Consider the following 15,303-nt stretch of genomic DNA (forward strand, 5'->3'; position numbering starts at 1 on the left):
GTGTCGGGCATGATCGATGTGCCTTTCGTGCACTCGGTTGGTTTGGTCTGCCCCCCGACACCGAGGCTCGTACGCCCGAACCCGGGACGGGGCTTGACGGCCAGGCCGGTTGCCTACGCCAGAACCGAGGAAACATGCCGTGCCTTTCCATGGGCAAGTACCTACTTTTTTGTCAGTGCCTCCAGCGTGGGTGTTCTCGTAAAACAGGAGCCACGATGAGAACCGATCGCCAGTACTGCTGTGGGCTCGACGCAGCGCTATCGGTGGTTGGCGGCCGGTGGAAGTACCTGGTCGTGCGGCAGCTCGCCTCGGAAGGGCCTCGCCGGTTCGGGCAATTGCGACGCCTCGTCAACAGCGTGACCGAGAAAGTTCTTATCGGTGCAATCACATGGGTCGCGATCAGTCGCCCTCCCCCGAGGTTCAACGTGACCGACCGTCAGCAGTTCCCGAGCGGCCAGGTTTTCAGCCATCGAATGGCGGCAAGCTAACTGCCGTAGCCGTAAGCTCTGGAACTCACCGATGCTACGAACGATACGAACGAGCGGAGCAATCCCGCGCCAAAAGCGCGGAAAAAGCTCATGCCCAGTTCCGCTCCGGCCGAAGCGGGCTATACCTGAGCCATACCGCCGTCGATGCAGAGTTCTGCACCTGTCATGAAACTGCCCTCGTCCGAGGCGAGAAACAGCGCGCCATTGGCGATCTCCTCGGGAAGCCCGAGGCGGCCCATCGGGACAAGGGTACTCAAATGGGCCCGGAGAGCTACTGGATCTTGACCGAAGTGCTCGGCCTGTCGGTGAACAGTGTGCCGCGGGCATTGAGGTCGAATGTGCGGTCGAAGTGTTCCTCGGTCACGTCCCCGAAGTTCATCCACTCGAAGTTCATCCGCTCAATGCTTCCAGCGTTCGCGACGATCACATCGAGGTGCCCGCGGTGACATGCCCCTCAATGGAAGCCTTCGCGGCTTCGAGCGCCTCCTTCCGTCGCCCCGTTATGCAGACGTGGGCGCCTTCACTTCCGAATCTCTGGGCAATCGCGAGACCAAGGCCCGCGCGGGCTTTCCTCGCGGAGGCGAAGATCGCGACGACCGCATCCCGGCGTGCCATCACGGCCGCCCGCGCCGCCAACGGGGAACTGGCAGGCGAACTCGTCATCGCTGTCCACATGGGCCTGGGAGCACGCCAACTGCCCCAGGCATTGGGGCAGCTGCGCAACCGCCACCCGAAGCTGCAGGTGACTCTCCACGAGGAGCCCGATCCCGTGGACATGGAACGACTGGTCCGCCAGGGAACCCTCGACATGGTCCTCGTGCACCGCATCCCCGCCGGGTGCACCTTCGACATTCACCCTCTGGGCGAGGAAGCCTACGTCGCCGTCCGGCCTCGGCCATCCCCGAAGGCTTCGAAGAACTGGCCTGCCCGCTACTGCCCTCCCTGACCGAGCCCGTCCTCGTCGGCGTGCGGCGCAATCCGGGTTCCATCCGGTCGACGCGGCACGGTCTTGCTCCGGAGAATCAGCGCATGAGCCTCAATGTGGATACCTACGTATACGAAGCCAACGGCGAGTGGACCCTTCTGGAAGATCCCGACGACGACTACAGCAAGACCATGGCCGGATTCGAGAGATCGCGCAGCAAGCTGTGGGGCTCCGAAGCGGTTCGGGCGCTGGGGGCTCGCTTCTTTCCCCGGCTCGACGGCGGCAACCTCCAGGTCGAGCCGGGGGAGATCGACGACTTCCTGGCCGAGTGCGAAGCGATACGCCCTCACATCGATCACCTTGGTGAAGTCAGCGGCTACGGCACGGAGTACGTCACCCGATGCTTCGACAACATCGTTGACGCTTCCGTGCGAGCCAAGGCCGAGGGCGGCGGTGTCATCATCTGGTGAGCTTGATCTTTACCCTCGGGCGGGGCAGAGCAGGTGGGCTCACCAGGAGCCGGGGCCAGCGGTCCGCCGCCTCGGGCGTACGGATCTTCGAGGTGGTCCAGCCGAGCGTCTGTTGGGTGAACCTGAAGGTGTGTTCACCAAGAACACTTGCCGGCAGCGGTCCACGTCGGCCGGGGTGGCTCTGGTCTTGGAGGACCACAGCCATACCGGCGGTACTTCCCGGTCCTGGGAGAGGTCCTCGACTTTGAGGCGGACCAGGATGCCTTCGACGACGGGAAGTTCACCGTCGGGCTCCAGGCAGGCCGAGCGGTGGGTCAGCCGCGGGTGGACCCGGTCCCACGCCTGGGCTTCGGCCTTTCCGTAGTGGGTGGTGTCGGTCGCCGTGGTGATCGTCGGTTCGGGCCAGGGCTCGGGCTTGTTGAAGCGGAACTCCGGCCCGTGCTTGGGCGGGTGGCCGCCGCGGGGATGGGCGCGATGAAACTCCTCGCGCGAGGGCGCCGGACAACGCATCACCCGTTCGTCGCGGATCCGCCCGACCAGTTCGACGGGCAGATCCCGCAGGACCCAGGCCAGGCGGGCGACGTCATAGCCGACGTCCATGACGATGGTGAGGCCCGGTCGCCGGGCGCCCACTGGCCGGCCGCGACGAGCCGCTCGACCACGGCTCTCAGCTGGGCGGCGGTGATGGCGGTCGCGTCGTCCACGGGTCCGAGCCGGACCACATCCAGGATCCCTGTCCACGAGGTGACCCGGGCTCCAGGACGGCGACGAAGGAAGATGCGTGGGTCGCCCCGTCGGAGAAGACTTCCGGGTGATTCCGGGCCGAACGCCCTGGGCCGGTGCACCCCCGCCCGAGAAAGGGGCGCCTGACCTGTGAATATACCCGTCAGGCCCCCCTTCACAAGCCTTGTTCCGGCAGCAAGGGGCAACGGCCCACGCCACACCAAGCCCCTGCCGCCCTCGACCGCCCGAGCAGCAACTCCACCCTGGAATGTCCAGAACCCCCACCGCCCCGGGTCGTCGCCGTCCGTATCAAGATCCGGGCCCTGTGCGGGCCGACACCCCGTGCGGCCGCACTGCGTCGGCTCATGCCGCAGTGGCTCGGCGCCGAGCGCTCGGGACGTGGCCGAAGAAGGTATTGGCACACCTCGGCCACAACTCTCCCTTGAGCCACATTCCGCGCGGCGCTCACCCTGGTCACTGACTCCCGCTCACCAACACACGGGAGCGTTCAGCGTTCAGGGGAGGAAGTCCACACATGCGCAGACTCCAGGCCCTCTGGGCCGCGGCCGGAACGGCCGGACTGCTCGCGGCGGCCGTCACCCCCGCGATGGCCGGCCCCGAGTCCCCGGTCACCACGTCGCGGGCCACGAGTACGCCAAGTCTCACCGGATCGGGTGCCCCCCGCACCCAGACCGTCACCCTCATCACCGGCGACACCGTGTCATTCACCGCCGGGCCGGACGGCAGGTACGCCGTCGACGTCCGGCGCGGTAAGGGCCGCGAGGCCGCCACCTTCGTGTCCAGCGAGCGGAACGGCGAGATCAGCGTCCTCCCGGCGGACGCGATCCCGCTGGTACAGGCGGGCCGTCTCGACCCGGCCCTGTTCAATGTCAGCCAGCTGGTGAAACAGGGCTACGCGGACGCGAAGACCGGCGCCAACCCGGTGATCGTGACGTACGCGAAGGGCGCCGCGACCCCCGACGGGGCGCGCCGGACCCTCGCGCTGCCCGGCATCGGCGGCGCCGCGCTCAGCGTGAAGAAGTCGCCCTCCTTCTGGGCGGACGTCGCCCCGGCCCTCGGCACCGAGGGCACCACGCGGGCCGCGAAACAGCTCGGCGACGGCATCGAGAAGATCTGGCTGGACGCCACGGTGGAGGCGTCCCTCGACGTCAGCGTCCCGCAGATCGGCGCGCCCGAGGTGTGGCGGTCCGGCTACGACGGCAAGGGCGTCAAGGTCGCCGTCCTGGACACCGGCGTGGACGCCGGCCACCCGGACCTCGCGGGGAAGATCGCCGGGGCGACGAGTTTCGTGCCCGACGAGAAGGTGCAGGACGGCCACGGGCACGGCACCCACGTAGCCTCCACCATCGTCGGCTCGGGCGCGGCCTCGGACGGCAGGCGCAAGGGGGTGGCGCCGGGCGCGGAGCTGCTGGTCGGGAAGGTGCTGGGCAACGACGGTCGCGGTCAGACCTCCTGGATCCTTGAGGGCATGGAGTGGGCGGCGAAATCCGGCGCGAAGATCGTTTCCATGTCCCTGGGCGGCACCGCCTCGGGTCCCTCGGACGTGCTGAGTGAGACCGTCGACGCGCTGTCCGCGTCCACGGGCGCCCTCTTCGTGGTCGCGGCGGGCAACGCGGGACCGGGCGAGCAGACCGTGGGGACCCCGGGTATCGCCAACTCGGCGCTGACGGTGGGCGCGGTCGACAAGTCCGACAAGCTGGCCTCGTTCTCCAGCCGCGGACCGCGCCTCGGCGACTCCGCGGTGAAGCCGGAGATCACCGCACCGGGCGCGGGCATCACGGCGGCACGCGCCTCCGGCACCACGATGGGCACCCCCGTCGACGACAACTACACGACGGCGAACGGGACCTCCATGGCGACCCCGCATGTCGCGGGCGCCGCGGCACTGGTCGCACAGGCGCATCCGGACTGGACGGGCGAGCAGCTCAAGGCGGATCTGGCGAGCACCGCCAGGACCATGCCGGACGCCACCGTCTTCGAGCAGGGAGACGGCCGGGTCGATGCCCGACGGGCGGTGGAGCAGGGCGTCTTCGCGACCCCCGCGCTGAGTTTCGGAACATTCGAGGACGGCGACGAAGGGTTCGCCACCAAGGACATCGTGTTCACCAACTCCACGGATAAGACAGTTGAGTTGAAGATCTCCTCGACCCTCACCGATGCCGCCCTGAGCGCGGACACCGTGACCGTCCCGGCGAAGGGCACCGCCACGGTCGGGGTGACGGTCGACCCGGCCGCGGGGGCGACGGGCCGGTACACGGGCCACATCACGGCGAGCGCGGACAACATCCAGGTCACCACCGCCATCGGCTTCGAGAAGCTGCCGAAGACCTACGACCTGAAGGTCTCGCTGCTGAACCGCGACGGAAACCCGTCCACCGGCGCGTCACTGTTCGTACTCCAGGAGCTGAACGGAGCGTATCCGGACACCCATGGGTACCTGGGCAAGGGCTCGACCTTCAAGGTGCCGGCCGGTACGTACTCGATGGCCTCGTGGATCCCGGATGTGGACACGGCCGGGCTGGCCGTCGGCACGTCGGTCGTCGGCGATCCCGAGGTCAAGGTCGCCGGAGACACGGAGGTCGTCCTTGATGCCCGCAAGGCGGTGGAGATCAAGCTGAAGACCAAGGAGGACTCGGAGTTCCAGGGTTTCAGCACCAACTGGCACCGGGAAGGGCCGGGCAGCGCCTTTGGGCTGACCTACAGCCAGGGCTTCTGGACGGACCATATCTATGTCGCTCCGACCGAGAAGGTCACCGAGGGCACGTTCGAGTTCTCCGCCAAGTTCCGGCTGTACGAGAAGGAGCTGACGGCGAGCGTCACCAGCCCCGAGAAGTACCCGCTGCCCCTCGACTACACGCAGACGTACACCGGTTTCCCGGCGAAATTCAGCGGTAAGCGCACCGTGCGGGCGGTGGACGCGGGCAGCGGAACCGCGGCCGACTTCGAGGGACTCGACGTCAAGGGCAACGTGGCGGTGGTCCGTGTGGCCGCCGGGAAGAGGGCGGACGAGGCCCTGGCCAACGCGAGTGCGGCCGGTGCCGGTTACGTCATCGCCTACCAGGACGCGCCCGGATACTGGATCGCCGCCGTGGACAGCACGCCCATCCCGCTGATGATCGCCACCGGGGAGAACGGCGTGAAGCTGGGCGCCCTGCTGAAGAGCGGGAAAAAGGTCATGCTGAAGCTGGACTCCACCCCGGTCAGTCCGTATGTGTACAGCGTGATGTTCCCGCAGTCGGGCGCCGTCTCGGCCCACCAGACGTACAGCCTCAACAGCTCCAACACGGCGAAGCAGAAGGTTCGCTACCACGGAGCCCAGGCCGGCCGGATCGGCAGGGACGCCGTGTACCGGTACCGTCCCTGGCAGAAGATCGACATCGCGACCAGCAATGATGTGCGGCTCGGCACGGAGCGCACCGAGTACTACAACGTCTCCGACAATCGGATCTGGCACGCCGTCTATCCGGACGGGGAGGCGAACAATCCGCAGTGGGACTCCCTGGAGACCTTCGACAAGGCGGGCAAACTGCCCACCGAGGATTGGCTGCGCCAGGTCGTCCGTCCGGCGACAAGTGAGCAGTTCGGCGTCTCCCAGCGCACCGGTGACAGACTCACCTTCAGGATCCCGGAGTTGAGCGACGCCACGCCGGGCCACTACGGGGCCGTGGACAACGTCAAGGACACCGCGAAGGGCAAGCTGTACGCGGACGGACAACTGATCGGCGACACCACACTCGGCGGGTACGGCATCTTCGACGTCCCGGCGGCGAAGGTGCCGTACCGCCTCGTGCTCGACGCCCGGCGCACGGCCGACTGGGCCGAGTACTCCACCGACACCCACACCGAATGGTCCTTCGCCTCGGCGCACACGGACCAGTCGACGGCGCTGCCGCTGCTCTCCGTCGACTACGACCTGGATGGGCTCGACCTCCTCAACCGTGCCGAAGCGGGGCACACGTCGGAGCTGGGACTCTCCCTCCGGAATCAGGCGGCAGGCGTCACGGCCGGTGACCTGAACGTCTGGGTCTCCTACGACGACGGCGTGTCCTGGAAGAAGGTGAAGGTGAAGCACGGCACGGCAGAGCTCAAGCACCCGAAGGGCGCCGAGTTCGCGTCACTGCGCGTGGCGGCCACCGACCGGGAGGGCAACAAGGTCGACCAGACCGTGCTGCGGGCGTTCGGCCTGAAGTAGACAGGGTGTTCGGCTTGAACTGAACGACGGCCCGGGGCGGTGCGTAGCCCCTTAACAAAGATCCTCTACCGTGCCGGGCCATGGCGAACACGGCATACGACCCCGACCTGCAGCACACGGAACGACCGACCCCTGCCGCGAGCCCCTGGGCCGCGGTAGGGGTTTCCGCCCTCGATGAGCAGGTGTACCGGGCAGTCCTCCATCAGCCCGACGCCGGAGCGGACGGCTGGGCGCTGCTCACGGGTGCCTCCCCGGCGCGAGTGCGCGAGGCCTGCAACCGGCTGCTCGCGCTCGGGCTGGTCCAGCCGCCGGACTCCATGGGCGGGTTACGCGCGATCGACCCCCGGGTGGCGGTCCGCGCGCTGATCCGGCGGCGCGAGACGGAGTCCGATCTCCTCGCCTCCACTGCCGAGGAGATCGCCACCGCGTACGAGGCCGGGCTGCTGCGCGAGGAGCCGGCGCGGCTGATCGAGGTCGCCTCCGGCGAAGGTGCCATCGCGGCACGCCTCGAAGAGCTGTACGCGCGCGCCGAGCACGAGGTGTGCCTGTTCGACACACCGCCGTATCTCGCCCCGCCCGCCCCGCAGGCGGATCTCCAGGCCGATCTGCTCAGGCGCGGGATCGTGTCCCGCGGAATCTACTCGGCGGCCGGCCTGGAAGACCCGAACGTCCTGTCCCGCACCTGGAAGATGGTGGAACTCGGCGAGCAGGCACGGGTGTTGCCGTCCGTACCGCTCAAGCTGCTGGTGGTCGACGGGTGTCGGGCGATGCTCCCGCTGACCACCTCCGCGGCGGGCGGCTACTGCGCCGTCGTGGTGTGGCACTCGGCGGTGACCGAGGCCCTGCAGAAGCTCTTCGAGCTGGCGTGGCAGCAGGCGACACCGCTCGGCCGGGCCGCCGGTGACGGTGAACTCTCCGACGGTGAAAGGACATTGATCCGGCTGCTGGCGGCCGGGATGAAGGACGAGGCGGTGGCCCGCCATCTGGGAGTGAGCCTCAGGACTCTGCGACGGCGGGTGAGCGAGCTGCAGGAGAGACTGGGCGCGGCAAGCCGGTTCCAGTTGGGGGTGCGGGCCGCTCAGCGGGACTGGGTGTAGCACGCGGAGGGGCCGCACCCCCGTCACTGGGGATGCGGCCCCGCCGCACCTGCCGGGAGTCTGCCGAACCATGACCGGCGGACTCCACGAAACCCGGTTCGGCTCAGGCATCTGCGGGACGGCGGCCGCGTCCGTGGCCTTCTTTCCGACGGGCTGCCCGGCCCCACCGGTGGCCTCGGCCGGCCGGGTTCAAAGCCCTACTGGCCGGCGCTCCGGATCTGTTCGATCCTGGCGTTACGGATCAAGAATTTGCCCGGCTCGCGGACCTGTTCGAACGCCTCGTCGTTCAGCAGGGCGCAGCTGCCCGACGTCGAAGTGACCTGTACCGTCGTGGACTTGTCGTTGTCGAGGTTGGTGACGCGGAGCGTGGTACCGACGGGGAACTGATTGCTGGAGGCAGCCGGGGCACCCGCCTCTCCGGAAAGGGTGACAGTAGATCCGGCGCACACGACATCGCCTTCAGCGCTTCCGCCGGCGTTCCCGGCGTCCCCGGTGTTCCCGGCACCTGCTGCGCCGCCCGCTTCCGCTCCATTGCCCGCGTCCGCCTCGCCGCCCGGTTGCGCCCCTCCTCCCGCCGGTGCGCCAGAACTCGCCTCATCGTCGGCACCGGCACCGCCCTCGCCGACCTCGCAGTTGGACGCCGCCTGTTTCCGCTCGATCTCCTCGATGACGGCGACGCGGTTCGCGATCCGCGCCTCGGACAGCGCGTCCGGGGCGGCGCGCTGCGCGGCGATGAAGCTCTCGTTGTTGCCCAAGGCGGTGGCCAGCCCGTCGCAGACCACCGAAGCCTGACTCGTACCGGTCATCGCCACCGCCGTACCGCCCACCAGCGCTGCCGCGCCGACCAGCAGGGAAATCGCCTTCTTACGGCTCAGGGTCTTCTTACGGGACACGTGTGGGGCTCCTGTCCCCGGCCGCGAAGGAACGGGGCCGGCTGGGTTTCCGTGTGCCGTCACATACGAGGGATTCATCCATCCCACTCACCCGCCACAGAGATAACTTCGGCCACACCAAGATGAGTTCATCCACGGCGGCGGCCCAGCCGGGCAGCCCTCCGGCTTACAGGTGGTCCGAGTAGAAGTCGGCGAGCCGATCGACGGCGGCATCGACGTGCTGGGGCTCGTCGTACATCTCGTAATGGCCGGCGCCTTCGATCACCATGAGATCGACCGGGTTGGGTGCCAGCTTCCACAGGTGCATGCCGGACTCGTAGGAGCCGGTGTTGCCGATGCGTCCGGCAAGGATGACCTGCAGCGGCTGGGTCATGAGCGGATCGACCAGGTGATACGCGTCGTAGCCCAGGAGCAGCGAGTCGCCACGCGCAAGGCGGCGGTTCGTCGAGTGCCTGCTCCTGCCCCGCTCGGTGCGGTAGAAGGTGATGGCCTGGGTCGTGTCGATATCGGTCAGACCGGCCGCGGCGGCATCCTCCAAGGTGTCGGGCAGCCAGTTCACGCGGGCCGGCTCACCGGTGCGGGTTTCCTCGATGCGTGCATCGGCCATGGCGTCGAGCGCGGACACCGGGCCGTCCGGCTGGAAGCCGCGGAACGATGTGCCCATGTTGCCGGGAACGACCGTGCCGACCGCCTTGATGCGATGGTCCGTGCGGGCGGTGTGCACCGCGTAGCCACCACCGGCGCAGATACCGAGGACACCGATGCGATCGGGGTCGATGCCGGGGACCACACTGAGCGCGTCAATCGCGTAGGAGATGTCCTCACCGCGGCGGTACGGGTCTTCGAGGTCGCGGGGCTCGCCGCCGCTCTGCCCCTGGTGGGCCGGGTCGAACACGAGCGCCGCGATGCCCCGGGCGGCGAGGCGGGACGCGTACTGTGCGCCGATCTGCTCCTTCACGCTGCTGCCGGGCGTCGAGAGCACCACGGCATGCAGCGGCGCGGCTTCCTCGACGCCGTCAGGCAGGTGGAGGTCGGCCGCGAGTTCGATCGGCCCGCGCGGGATCGTGATGTGCTGAAGCACCTGATGACACCTTTCGCGTAGAGTTTGTTCGATTGCTGTACCAGTTCGAAGTAAATGATAGTACGATACTGAACTAGTTCGGTACTGTACCAACTGGAGAAGGGGCTCGCGTGTCGGTTGACGGCGCACAGCTGTGGACGCTGAACCATCGCCTGCTGACGGTCGTGCTGGACGCCTGCAGCGCCGAGCTGGCCGAGCTGGGGCTGGAGGCGAAGGAGTTCTTCGTGCTCGCCGAGGTTGCCGAGTCGCCGTATCCCGCCGAGCTGGCGGCGAGGCTGGTGATTCCCAAGGCGAGTGTGACGGTCTACGTGCGCAACCTTGTCGCCAAGGGGTTCATGCGACGCGAGATCGACGACGCGGACCTGCGGCGGCACCGGCTCGTACTCACGGACGAGGGCGAGGCGGCGCGGGACCGCGCGATCGCTGCGCTCGCGGCGTCGTTCGACCGCAGATTGGCGACGATCGCGCCTCGCGATCGCGCCGAGCTGCACCGGATTCTCCTGGCCATGGTCGAGCCCGCCCCGTAGGGGGCCTCATGAGCAGCCAGGCGCCGTCGGCGGCGCTCGATACCGTCGGCGCGAACGTGTCCGGAGTCACGGGCCGACCGGTCAGTGCCTGTTCCGCCGGCGGTGAGCCCGCCTCGTCGTTGCTCATCCTTCGGTCGGTCATCATCGGCAGGAGGTGCACCTGGAGGCCGTGGACGGCGACCCCGACCAGGCCCGGCCCGAGTGCGATGCCCCAGAACTGCCGGGCGCGGACCGTCTCACGGAGCGTCAGGGGAGCCACCCGACGAAGAAGCACGGGACGAGATGGACCCACTCGACCGGCGGCACCAGCCCGATCAGCGCCATCGACACCGCGAACAGCACGAACAGGCCGATGGTGGCCAGGTACATCTGGGGGCCGACGGCATTCGCGGTTCTCGGAGTGGGGAGGTCAGGAGGTCGGGAAGGCGGTCTTCGTCAATTCCTCGGAGATTCGCCAGACGCGTGCGGCGTCGTCGCTGCTGCGCAGCGGTGGGTAGAGCTTCTGCTCGGCGGGCGGGCCGCCGAGGTTGCCGGGTCCGCTGGGGCCGTAGAGGGCGCCGGGTTTGGCGTCGGGGCCGGTTGCCGCCAGGAGGGCGGGCAGCTTGGCCGTCTCGACGGTGCCCGCCAGGATGCCGTGGGCCGAGAGCCTGCGGATCAGGCGGACTCCGGTCGTGTCCTGGCTGCGGCCGAGCTCGGGGCGGGCGGCCAGAAGGCTGGTGGGGGCGACTCCGGGGTGGGAGAGATTGCTGGTGATGCCCCACCTGTGGGCCTTGCTGCGCCGGTCCAGCTCCAGACCGAACAGCCCGAACGCGATCTTCGACTGGCCGTACGCGCGCATCCCGTCGTAGCCGCGCTCCCAGTTCAGGTCGTCCCAGTTGATGGCGCCGCGGCGGGCGGCGATGCTGATCTGCGAGGTCACCCGGGCGCGGCCGTCGCGCAGCAGCGGCAGGACGTGGGCGACCAGAGCGAAGTGGCCCAGGTGGTTGGTGCCGAACTGCAGCTCGAACCCGTCGGCGGTGGTCTGTTGGTGCGGCGGCCTCATCACGCCGGCGTTGTTGATCAGGAGGTGGATGGGGCGGCCCTCCTCGCGCAGGGTGTCGCCCAGGGCCGCGACGGACTCCAGCGAGGACAGGTCGAGGCTGCGCAGCGAGACCTGCGCGCCCGGAACGGCCTGCCTGATCGTGGCGATCGCGGCGTCTCCCTTGCGCGGGTTGCGGACGGGCATGATCACCTCCGCGCCGGCCGCGGCCAGGCGTGTGGCCATGCCCAGGCCCATGCCGTCGCTCGCTCCGGTGACGACGGCGCGCTTTCCGGACAGGGAGGGGAGGGTGATGTCGATTCGTGGGCGTGACATGGGTTCTGCTCCTGTGCGGTGGCGGTGGGGTGGGCGTGGGGTCGCGCCCGCTTCGGGCCCGCTCGGGCCCTGGCGTCGATCCTCGGCGGACCGTCCGGGCGTATCCAGGGCCTTCCGATCACCGGCTCGCCGGGCCGCCGTTCCGCTCCGACGGTCCGACGGTCCGACGGGGGGATCGGCAGGCCGTGGATACCTCCGCCCGCGGGCGGTAGAAACGAGGCAGTAATCGAGAAGGAGGAGCGTCGTGATCGATCGCCCCGGGCTGGCGGAGTTCCTCCGCAACCGCCGAGAGGCACTGCAACCCGAGGACGTCGGCCTGCCGCGCGGGCCGCGGCGCAGGACCAACGGGTTACGGCGCGAGGAGGTCGCGTCGCTGTGCCACATGTCGGCCGACTACTACGCGCGCCTGGAGCGGGAACGCGGCCCGCAGCCGTCGCACATGATGCTCGCCTCGATCGCCCAGGGGCTGCACATGTCGCTCGACGAACGCGACCACCTCTTCCGCCTCGCCGGGCACAACCCACCGGCCAGGGGTGCGTCCACCGATCACATCAGCCCCGGTCTCCTGCGGGTGCTCGACCGCCTGGACGACACACCCGCCGAGATCGTCACCGAACTCGGCGAGACCCTGCGGCAGACTCCGATGGGCGTCGCACTCACCGGCGACACGACGCACTACACCGGGCCCGCCCGCAGCACGGGATACCGGTGGTTCACCGACCCGGCCGCCCGGCAGATCCACGCACCGGAAGAACATGCCTTCCTCACCCGGATGTACGCCTCGGGACTCCGCGAGATCGCCACCCTCCGCGGTCCCGGCTCCCGGGCCGCGTACCTGGTCGAGCTGCTGCTGGACCGCAGCGAGGAGTTCCGACGGGTGTGGGACGACCACGAGATCGGGATACGCCCCCACGAGGTCAAGCACTTCAACCACCCCGAGGTCGGCGCGCTGGAGCTGACCTGCCAGCGACTGATCGACCCGGGCCAGGCCCACTCACTGCTCGTCTACACCGCCCTGCCCGGAACCGAAAGCCACGAGAAGCTGCGTCTGCTCTCCGCCATCGGAGCGCAGACGCTCCGCTGAGTCCTGGGGACACCCGCACACAGCGTCGACGGGCGTGGTCGGCTGGAAACACACCACCAGCGGCAACGGGCCGTCTTGGCAGCGCGTGCCGGGATGCGGTCCCTGCCCGATCTCGTGGTCGACCGGTCCGCGCTTGATCCCGGCGCGGTGGTCTACGGCCGGGCCGGGCGGCGCACGCTGTGCTTGAACAACGGTCTGCTGCACACCCGTCGTGTGGACACGGCCCGCTTCGAGGCCGTGGTCCTGCACGAACTGGCCCACATCCGCCACCGGGACGTGGACATCGCCTACGCGGTGACCGCGCTGTGGCGCGTCTTCCTGGCGCTGGTCGTCGTCCCCTACACGCTCCTGATCGGCGGAAGCCTCGTCTCGGCACAGTTTTTCGGCGTGTTCTGGGGCGCCGACGAGGTCTTCTGGCCTGCCGGCCGGCCGGCCACGGTCAAGGCCATCGGCGTCGCCGCGTTCCTGTTCGTGCTGGTCGTCCTGGCTCGCGCCGACACTCTGCGCCACCGCGAGCTGTACGCCGACCGGAGCGCGGTCGCCCTGGGCGCCGACCCGGCTGTCTGGCAGCCGCGGTCGGAGGGGCACGCACCAGGCCGGACGGTGCTGCGCGCGGTTGCCGCGCTGTGGCGCAGCCACCCCTCCTGGTCCGAGCGCCGGCGATCACTGCGCGACCCGGCGGGGCTGTTCACACTGACGGACATGCCGCTGTTCCTGCTCGGTGTCGTCACGCTCGTCACCGGAAACAGCCTGAGCTCGGCGTGGGACAGAGGCATCGCCGCCTGGGTCGTCGGATGCCTGGCCGCGTGCGTCGTGACGGTCGCGGTCTGGCGGGCAGTCCTGTACGCCGCCCACAGCAAGACGGCCGGCCCCAGGTGTATCCGGGCGGGGCTCGCCCTCGGGTTCGGTCTCGTCTGCGGGGAGTTGCTGTCCGGGCCGACCGCAGCGCCCGACTGGACACCCGAACACGGGGAGCCGCTCGTCGTACTGCTCCTCGGCTCCGTCGTCTACGTCACCTGGCTCGCCCAGTGCGCCCAACTCCACCTGCGGACCACACCGGGCAAGCGTGCCGTGCCACGTCGGGCCGTCCTCGCCGCGGCCGCTGCGGGCTCCGTGGTGGCGGCGGCCGGACTGAACTGGTAGTTGCGCGACGGACAGCTGTGGATGACAGGGAACTTCCTCAGAGCCGGCGGTATTTCCGATCTCGTCCGGCAATCCTTCCCCGGCCCCTGGAGCAGTCTTCCCCCGTACGAGTCCGTACTGCCCTGGATCGGCTCGGTCCTGATCAACCTGGCCGTCGCGGGCACGTACCTGACGACCGTCGCCGGCGCGGTCGTTCTGTGGGCATACCCGACGCTGCTGCTGTTGTGGCGGCCCAGGACGGCAGGGCTGCGCTCCACCGCGCTGGACGAGCTGACCTCCGCCTTCCAGGTGGTCTTCCTGTGGTGGCTGACAGTTGCCCTGTGGGCCGGGGTAGTGGGCACGGCGGCCGTGGTCGCCGCGACCGTGTTGTCCCGATGGCCCCGCGCTAATGGCGCGTCGTTGCCCGCGGGCTCTGTACGACGCTCCTGGCCGGACCGGGCCGTCGTAGCCGCCACGGCGATGGCCGGACTTGTTCTCACGGCCGCGGTTGTCGACTCGCAGCGGGACAGCGGCAGCCCGTTCTCGGCCGTGCCGGTGCGACCCGAACCGGTCGACACCGACGACAAGGTACGCGACTTCCAGCTCCTGGCCTGGTTCAAGGTGAGCGGCCAGGCGGACATCGTGGCACTGTCCGGCCGGTACGTCGAACTCGCGCTGTGGGTGCAGAACTTGAACGCCGAGAACGGAACCGGCGACGCCGATACGCTCCGCCCTGTCTGCGCCGGGCTCGCCCGTGACACGGCTACCGCCCGCCGCCATCTGCGGGTGCCCGACCCCGACCTGGATCAGAAGTGGTCCACTCTGCTGAACCGCAGCAGGAGCGCGGCAGCAGAGTGCAAGGCGGTACTCAACAGACACCCCGGCGGGGACGCTGTTCTTTCGGGCACCGGGCGAACGAATGCGCCTGGGAAAGTATTCCTCGCCGGCTCACCCTGGTCATCCGGTGCCATCGTATGAACTTGCTGGTGAGAGGCGTATGAGCTTGTAAGACACATGAGGCAAGTTCGGGCGGCGGCGGTTCATGAGGACCGGTGTGGCCCCGGCGCCAGGAGCGTTCGGCTCCCATCGCGGCCCCGGGTGCGGGTACTTCGGAACGGTGGAGCCAGGGTGCACCTCTGCGCCGGAGACGTCGAGCTTGGCCTGGAACAGATGGAATCTCCACCTCATATGTCCGATCCTTCCCTAAGGAGAGCCTTCGAGCTCCGAACGACAATCAAGCCTTTGCGTTGCCAGAGGCAAGGCTGAACGAGGCAGGTATGCGTTGTGACGGCCGGTCGACACGGCATTCCCTCGACAGCAATGAAG

The 15,303-nt window shown here is 68.9% G+C and carries 15 protein-coding genes and 1 pseudogene; 9 read left to right on the top strand and 7 right to left on the bottom strand.

Annotation, left to right across the window (positions count from 1 at the left end; genetic code table 11):
• Positions 1 to 215: 215 nt before the first annotated feature.
• Positions 216 to 488, top strand: a complete 273-nt coding sequence (locus tag ACFTZC_RS37900) for a winged helix-turn-helix transcriptional regulator (protein WP_382898113.1) — start codon at positions 216 to 218, stop codon at positions 486 to 488.
• A 119-nt stretch (positions 489 to 607) separates the two neighbouring features.
• Here the strand turns inward: ACFTZC_RS37900 and ACFTZC_RS37905 are convergent, their stop codons facing one another.
• Both ACFTZC_RS37905 and ACFTZC_RS37910 read right to left on the bottom strand, forming a co-directional pair.
• The gene (locus ACFTZC_RS37905) at positions 608 to 727 is read right to left on the bottom strand and encodes an SDR family oxidoreductase (protein WP_382898115.1); all 120 of its coding nucleotides are present in this window, start codon (positions 725 to 727) and stop codon (positions 608 to 610) included.
• A 32-nt stretch (positions 728 to 759) separates the two neighbouring features.
• The gene (locus ACFTZC_RS37910; protein WP_382898117.1) at positions 760 to 882 is read right to left on the bottom strand and encodes a hypothetical protein; all 123 of its coding nucleotides are present in this window, start codon (positions 880 to 882) and stop codon (positions 760 to 762) included.
• Positions 883 to 945: 63 nt separating this feature from the next.
• Here ACFTZC_RS37910 and ACFTZC_RS37915 point away from each other — a divergent pair, with 63 nt between their 5' ends.
• Positions 946 to 1,434 (top strand): LysR family transcriptional regulator substrate-binding protein, encoded by a 489-nt coding sequence (locus tag ACFTZC_RS37915; protein ID WP_382898119.1) that lies wholly within the window; start codon positions 946 to 948, stop codon positions 1,432 to 1,434.
• 83 nt (positions 1,435 to 1,517) lie between these two features.
• The gene (locus tag ACFTZC_RS37920) at positions 1,518 to 1,883 is read left to right on the top strand and encodes a hypothetical protein (protein WP_382898121.1); all 366 of its coding nucleotides are present in this window, start codon (positions 1,518 to 1,520) and stop codon (positions 1,881 to 1,883) included.
• A 40-nt stretch (positions 1,884 to 1,923) separates the two neighbouring features.
• Here ACFTZC_RS37920 and ACFTZC_RS37925 read toward each other — a convergent pair.
• Positions 1,924 to 2,658 (bottom strand): annotated as a pseudogene (locus ACFTZC_RS37925) (transposase); the annotation flags it as partial.
• A 483-nt stretch (positions 2,659 to 3,141) separates the two neighbouring features.
• On the opposite strand from ACFTZC_RS37925, the gene ACFTZC_RS37930 reads away from it, so the two are divergent.
• Complete coding sequence (locus tag ACFTZC_RS37930; protein WP_382898122.1) at positions 3,142 to 6,819, top strand: S8 family serine peptidase; 3,678 nt, start codon at positions 3,142 to 3,144, stop codon at positions 6,817 to 6,819.
• 80 nt (positions 6,820 to 6,899) lie between these two features.
• Positions 6,900 to 7,916 carry a LuxR C-terminal-related transcriptional regulator gene (locus ACFTZC_RS37935; RefSeq protein WP_382898124.1) on the top strand — a complete coding sequence of 339 codons (1,017 nt, stop codon included), beginning with the start codon at positions 6,900 to 6,902 and terminating at the stop codon, positions 7,914 to 7,916.
• Positions 7,917 to 8,113: 197 nt separating this feature from the next.
• Here ACFTZC_RS37935 and ACFTZC_RS37940 read toward each other — a convergent pair whose 3' ends face one another.
• Both ACFTZC_RS37940 and ACFTZC_RS37945 read right to left on the bottom strand, forming a co-directional pair.
• Positions 8,114 to 8,809: a hypothetical protein gene (locus tag ACFTZC_RS37940; RefSeq protein WP_382898125.1), complete on the bottom strand. Its 696-nt coding sequence runs from the start codon at positions 8,807 to 8,809 to the stop codon at positions 8,114 to 8,116.
• A gap of 166 nt (positions 8,810 to 8,975) precedes the next feature.
• Positions 8,976 to 9,890, bottom strand: coding sequence for an alpha/beta hydrolase (locus ACFTZC_RS37945; protein ID WP_382898127.1), 915 nt, complete (start codon positions 9,888 to 9,890; stop codon positions 8,976 to 8,978).
• Positions 9,891 to 10,000: 110 nt separating this feature from the next.
• Between ACFTZC_RS37945 and ACFTZC_RS37950 the strand changes: the two genes are divergently transcribed.
• Positions 10,001 to 10,417 carry a MarR family winged helix-turn-helix transcriptional regulator gene (locus ACFTZC_RS37950; protein WP_382898129.1) on the top strand — a complete coding sequence of 139 codons (417 nt, stop codon included), beginning with the start codon at positions 10,001 to 10,003 and terminating at the stop codon, positions 10,415 to 10,417.
• A gap of 246 nt (positions 10,418 to 10,663) precedes the next feature.
• On the opposite strand, the gene ACFTZC_RS37955 is transcribed toward ACFTZC_RS37950, so the two are convergent.
• Positions 10,664 to 10,786 carry a hypothetical protein gene (locus ACFTZC_RS37955; RefSeq protein ID WP_382898130.1) on the bottom strand — a complete coding sequence of 41 codons (123 nt, stop codon included), beginning with the start codon at positions 10,784 to 10,786 and terminating at the stop codon, positions 10,664 to 10,666.
• A 40-nt stretch (positions 10,787 to 10,826) separates the two neighbouring features.
• The gene (locus ACFTZC_RS37960) at positions 10,827 to 11,771 is read right to left on the bottom strand and encodes an SDR family oxidoreductase (RefSeq protein ID WP_382898132.1); all 945 of its coding nucleotides are present in this window, start codon (positions 11,769 to 11,771) and stop codon (positions 10,827 to 10,829) included.
• A gap of 244 nt (positions 11,772 to 12,015) precedes the next feature.
• Between ACFTZC_RS37960 and ACFTZC_RS37965 the strand changes: the two genes are divergently transcribed.
• The 3 genes from ACFTZC_RS37965 to ACFTZC_RS37975 are packed head-to-tail and all read left to right on the top strand — an operon-like array spanning position 12,016 to position 14,955.
• A complete protein-coding gene (locus ACFTZC_RS37965) occupies positions 12,016 to 12,855 on the top strand; it encodes a helix-turn-helix transcriptional regulator (protein WP_382898134.1) in 840 nt (279 codons plus the stop codon).
• A gap of 42 nt (positions 12,856 to 12,897) precedes the next feature.
• Positions 12,898 to 13,998 carry a M48 family metallopeptidase gene (locus tag ACFTZC_RS37970; protein WP_382898160.1) on the top strand — a complete coding sequence of 367 codons (1,101 nt, stop codon included), beginning with the start codon at positions 12,898 to 12,900 and terminating at the stop codon, positions 13,996 to 13,998.
• Positions 13,999 to 14,019: 21 nt separating this feature from the next.
• Entirely contained in the window at positions 14,020 to 14,955 is a 936-nt protein-coding gene (locus tag ACFTZC_RS37975; protein WP_382898136.1) for a hypothetical protein, read from the top strand.
• The last annotated feature ends 348 nt before the right edge of the window (positions 14,956 to 15,303 follow it).

The organism is Streptomyces sp. NPDC056987, assembly GCF_042673865.1.
Taxonomy (GTDB): Bacteria; Actinomycetota; Actinomycetes; order Streptomycetales; family Streptomycetaceae; genus Streptomyces.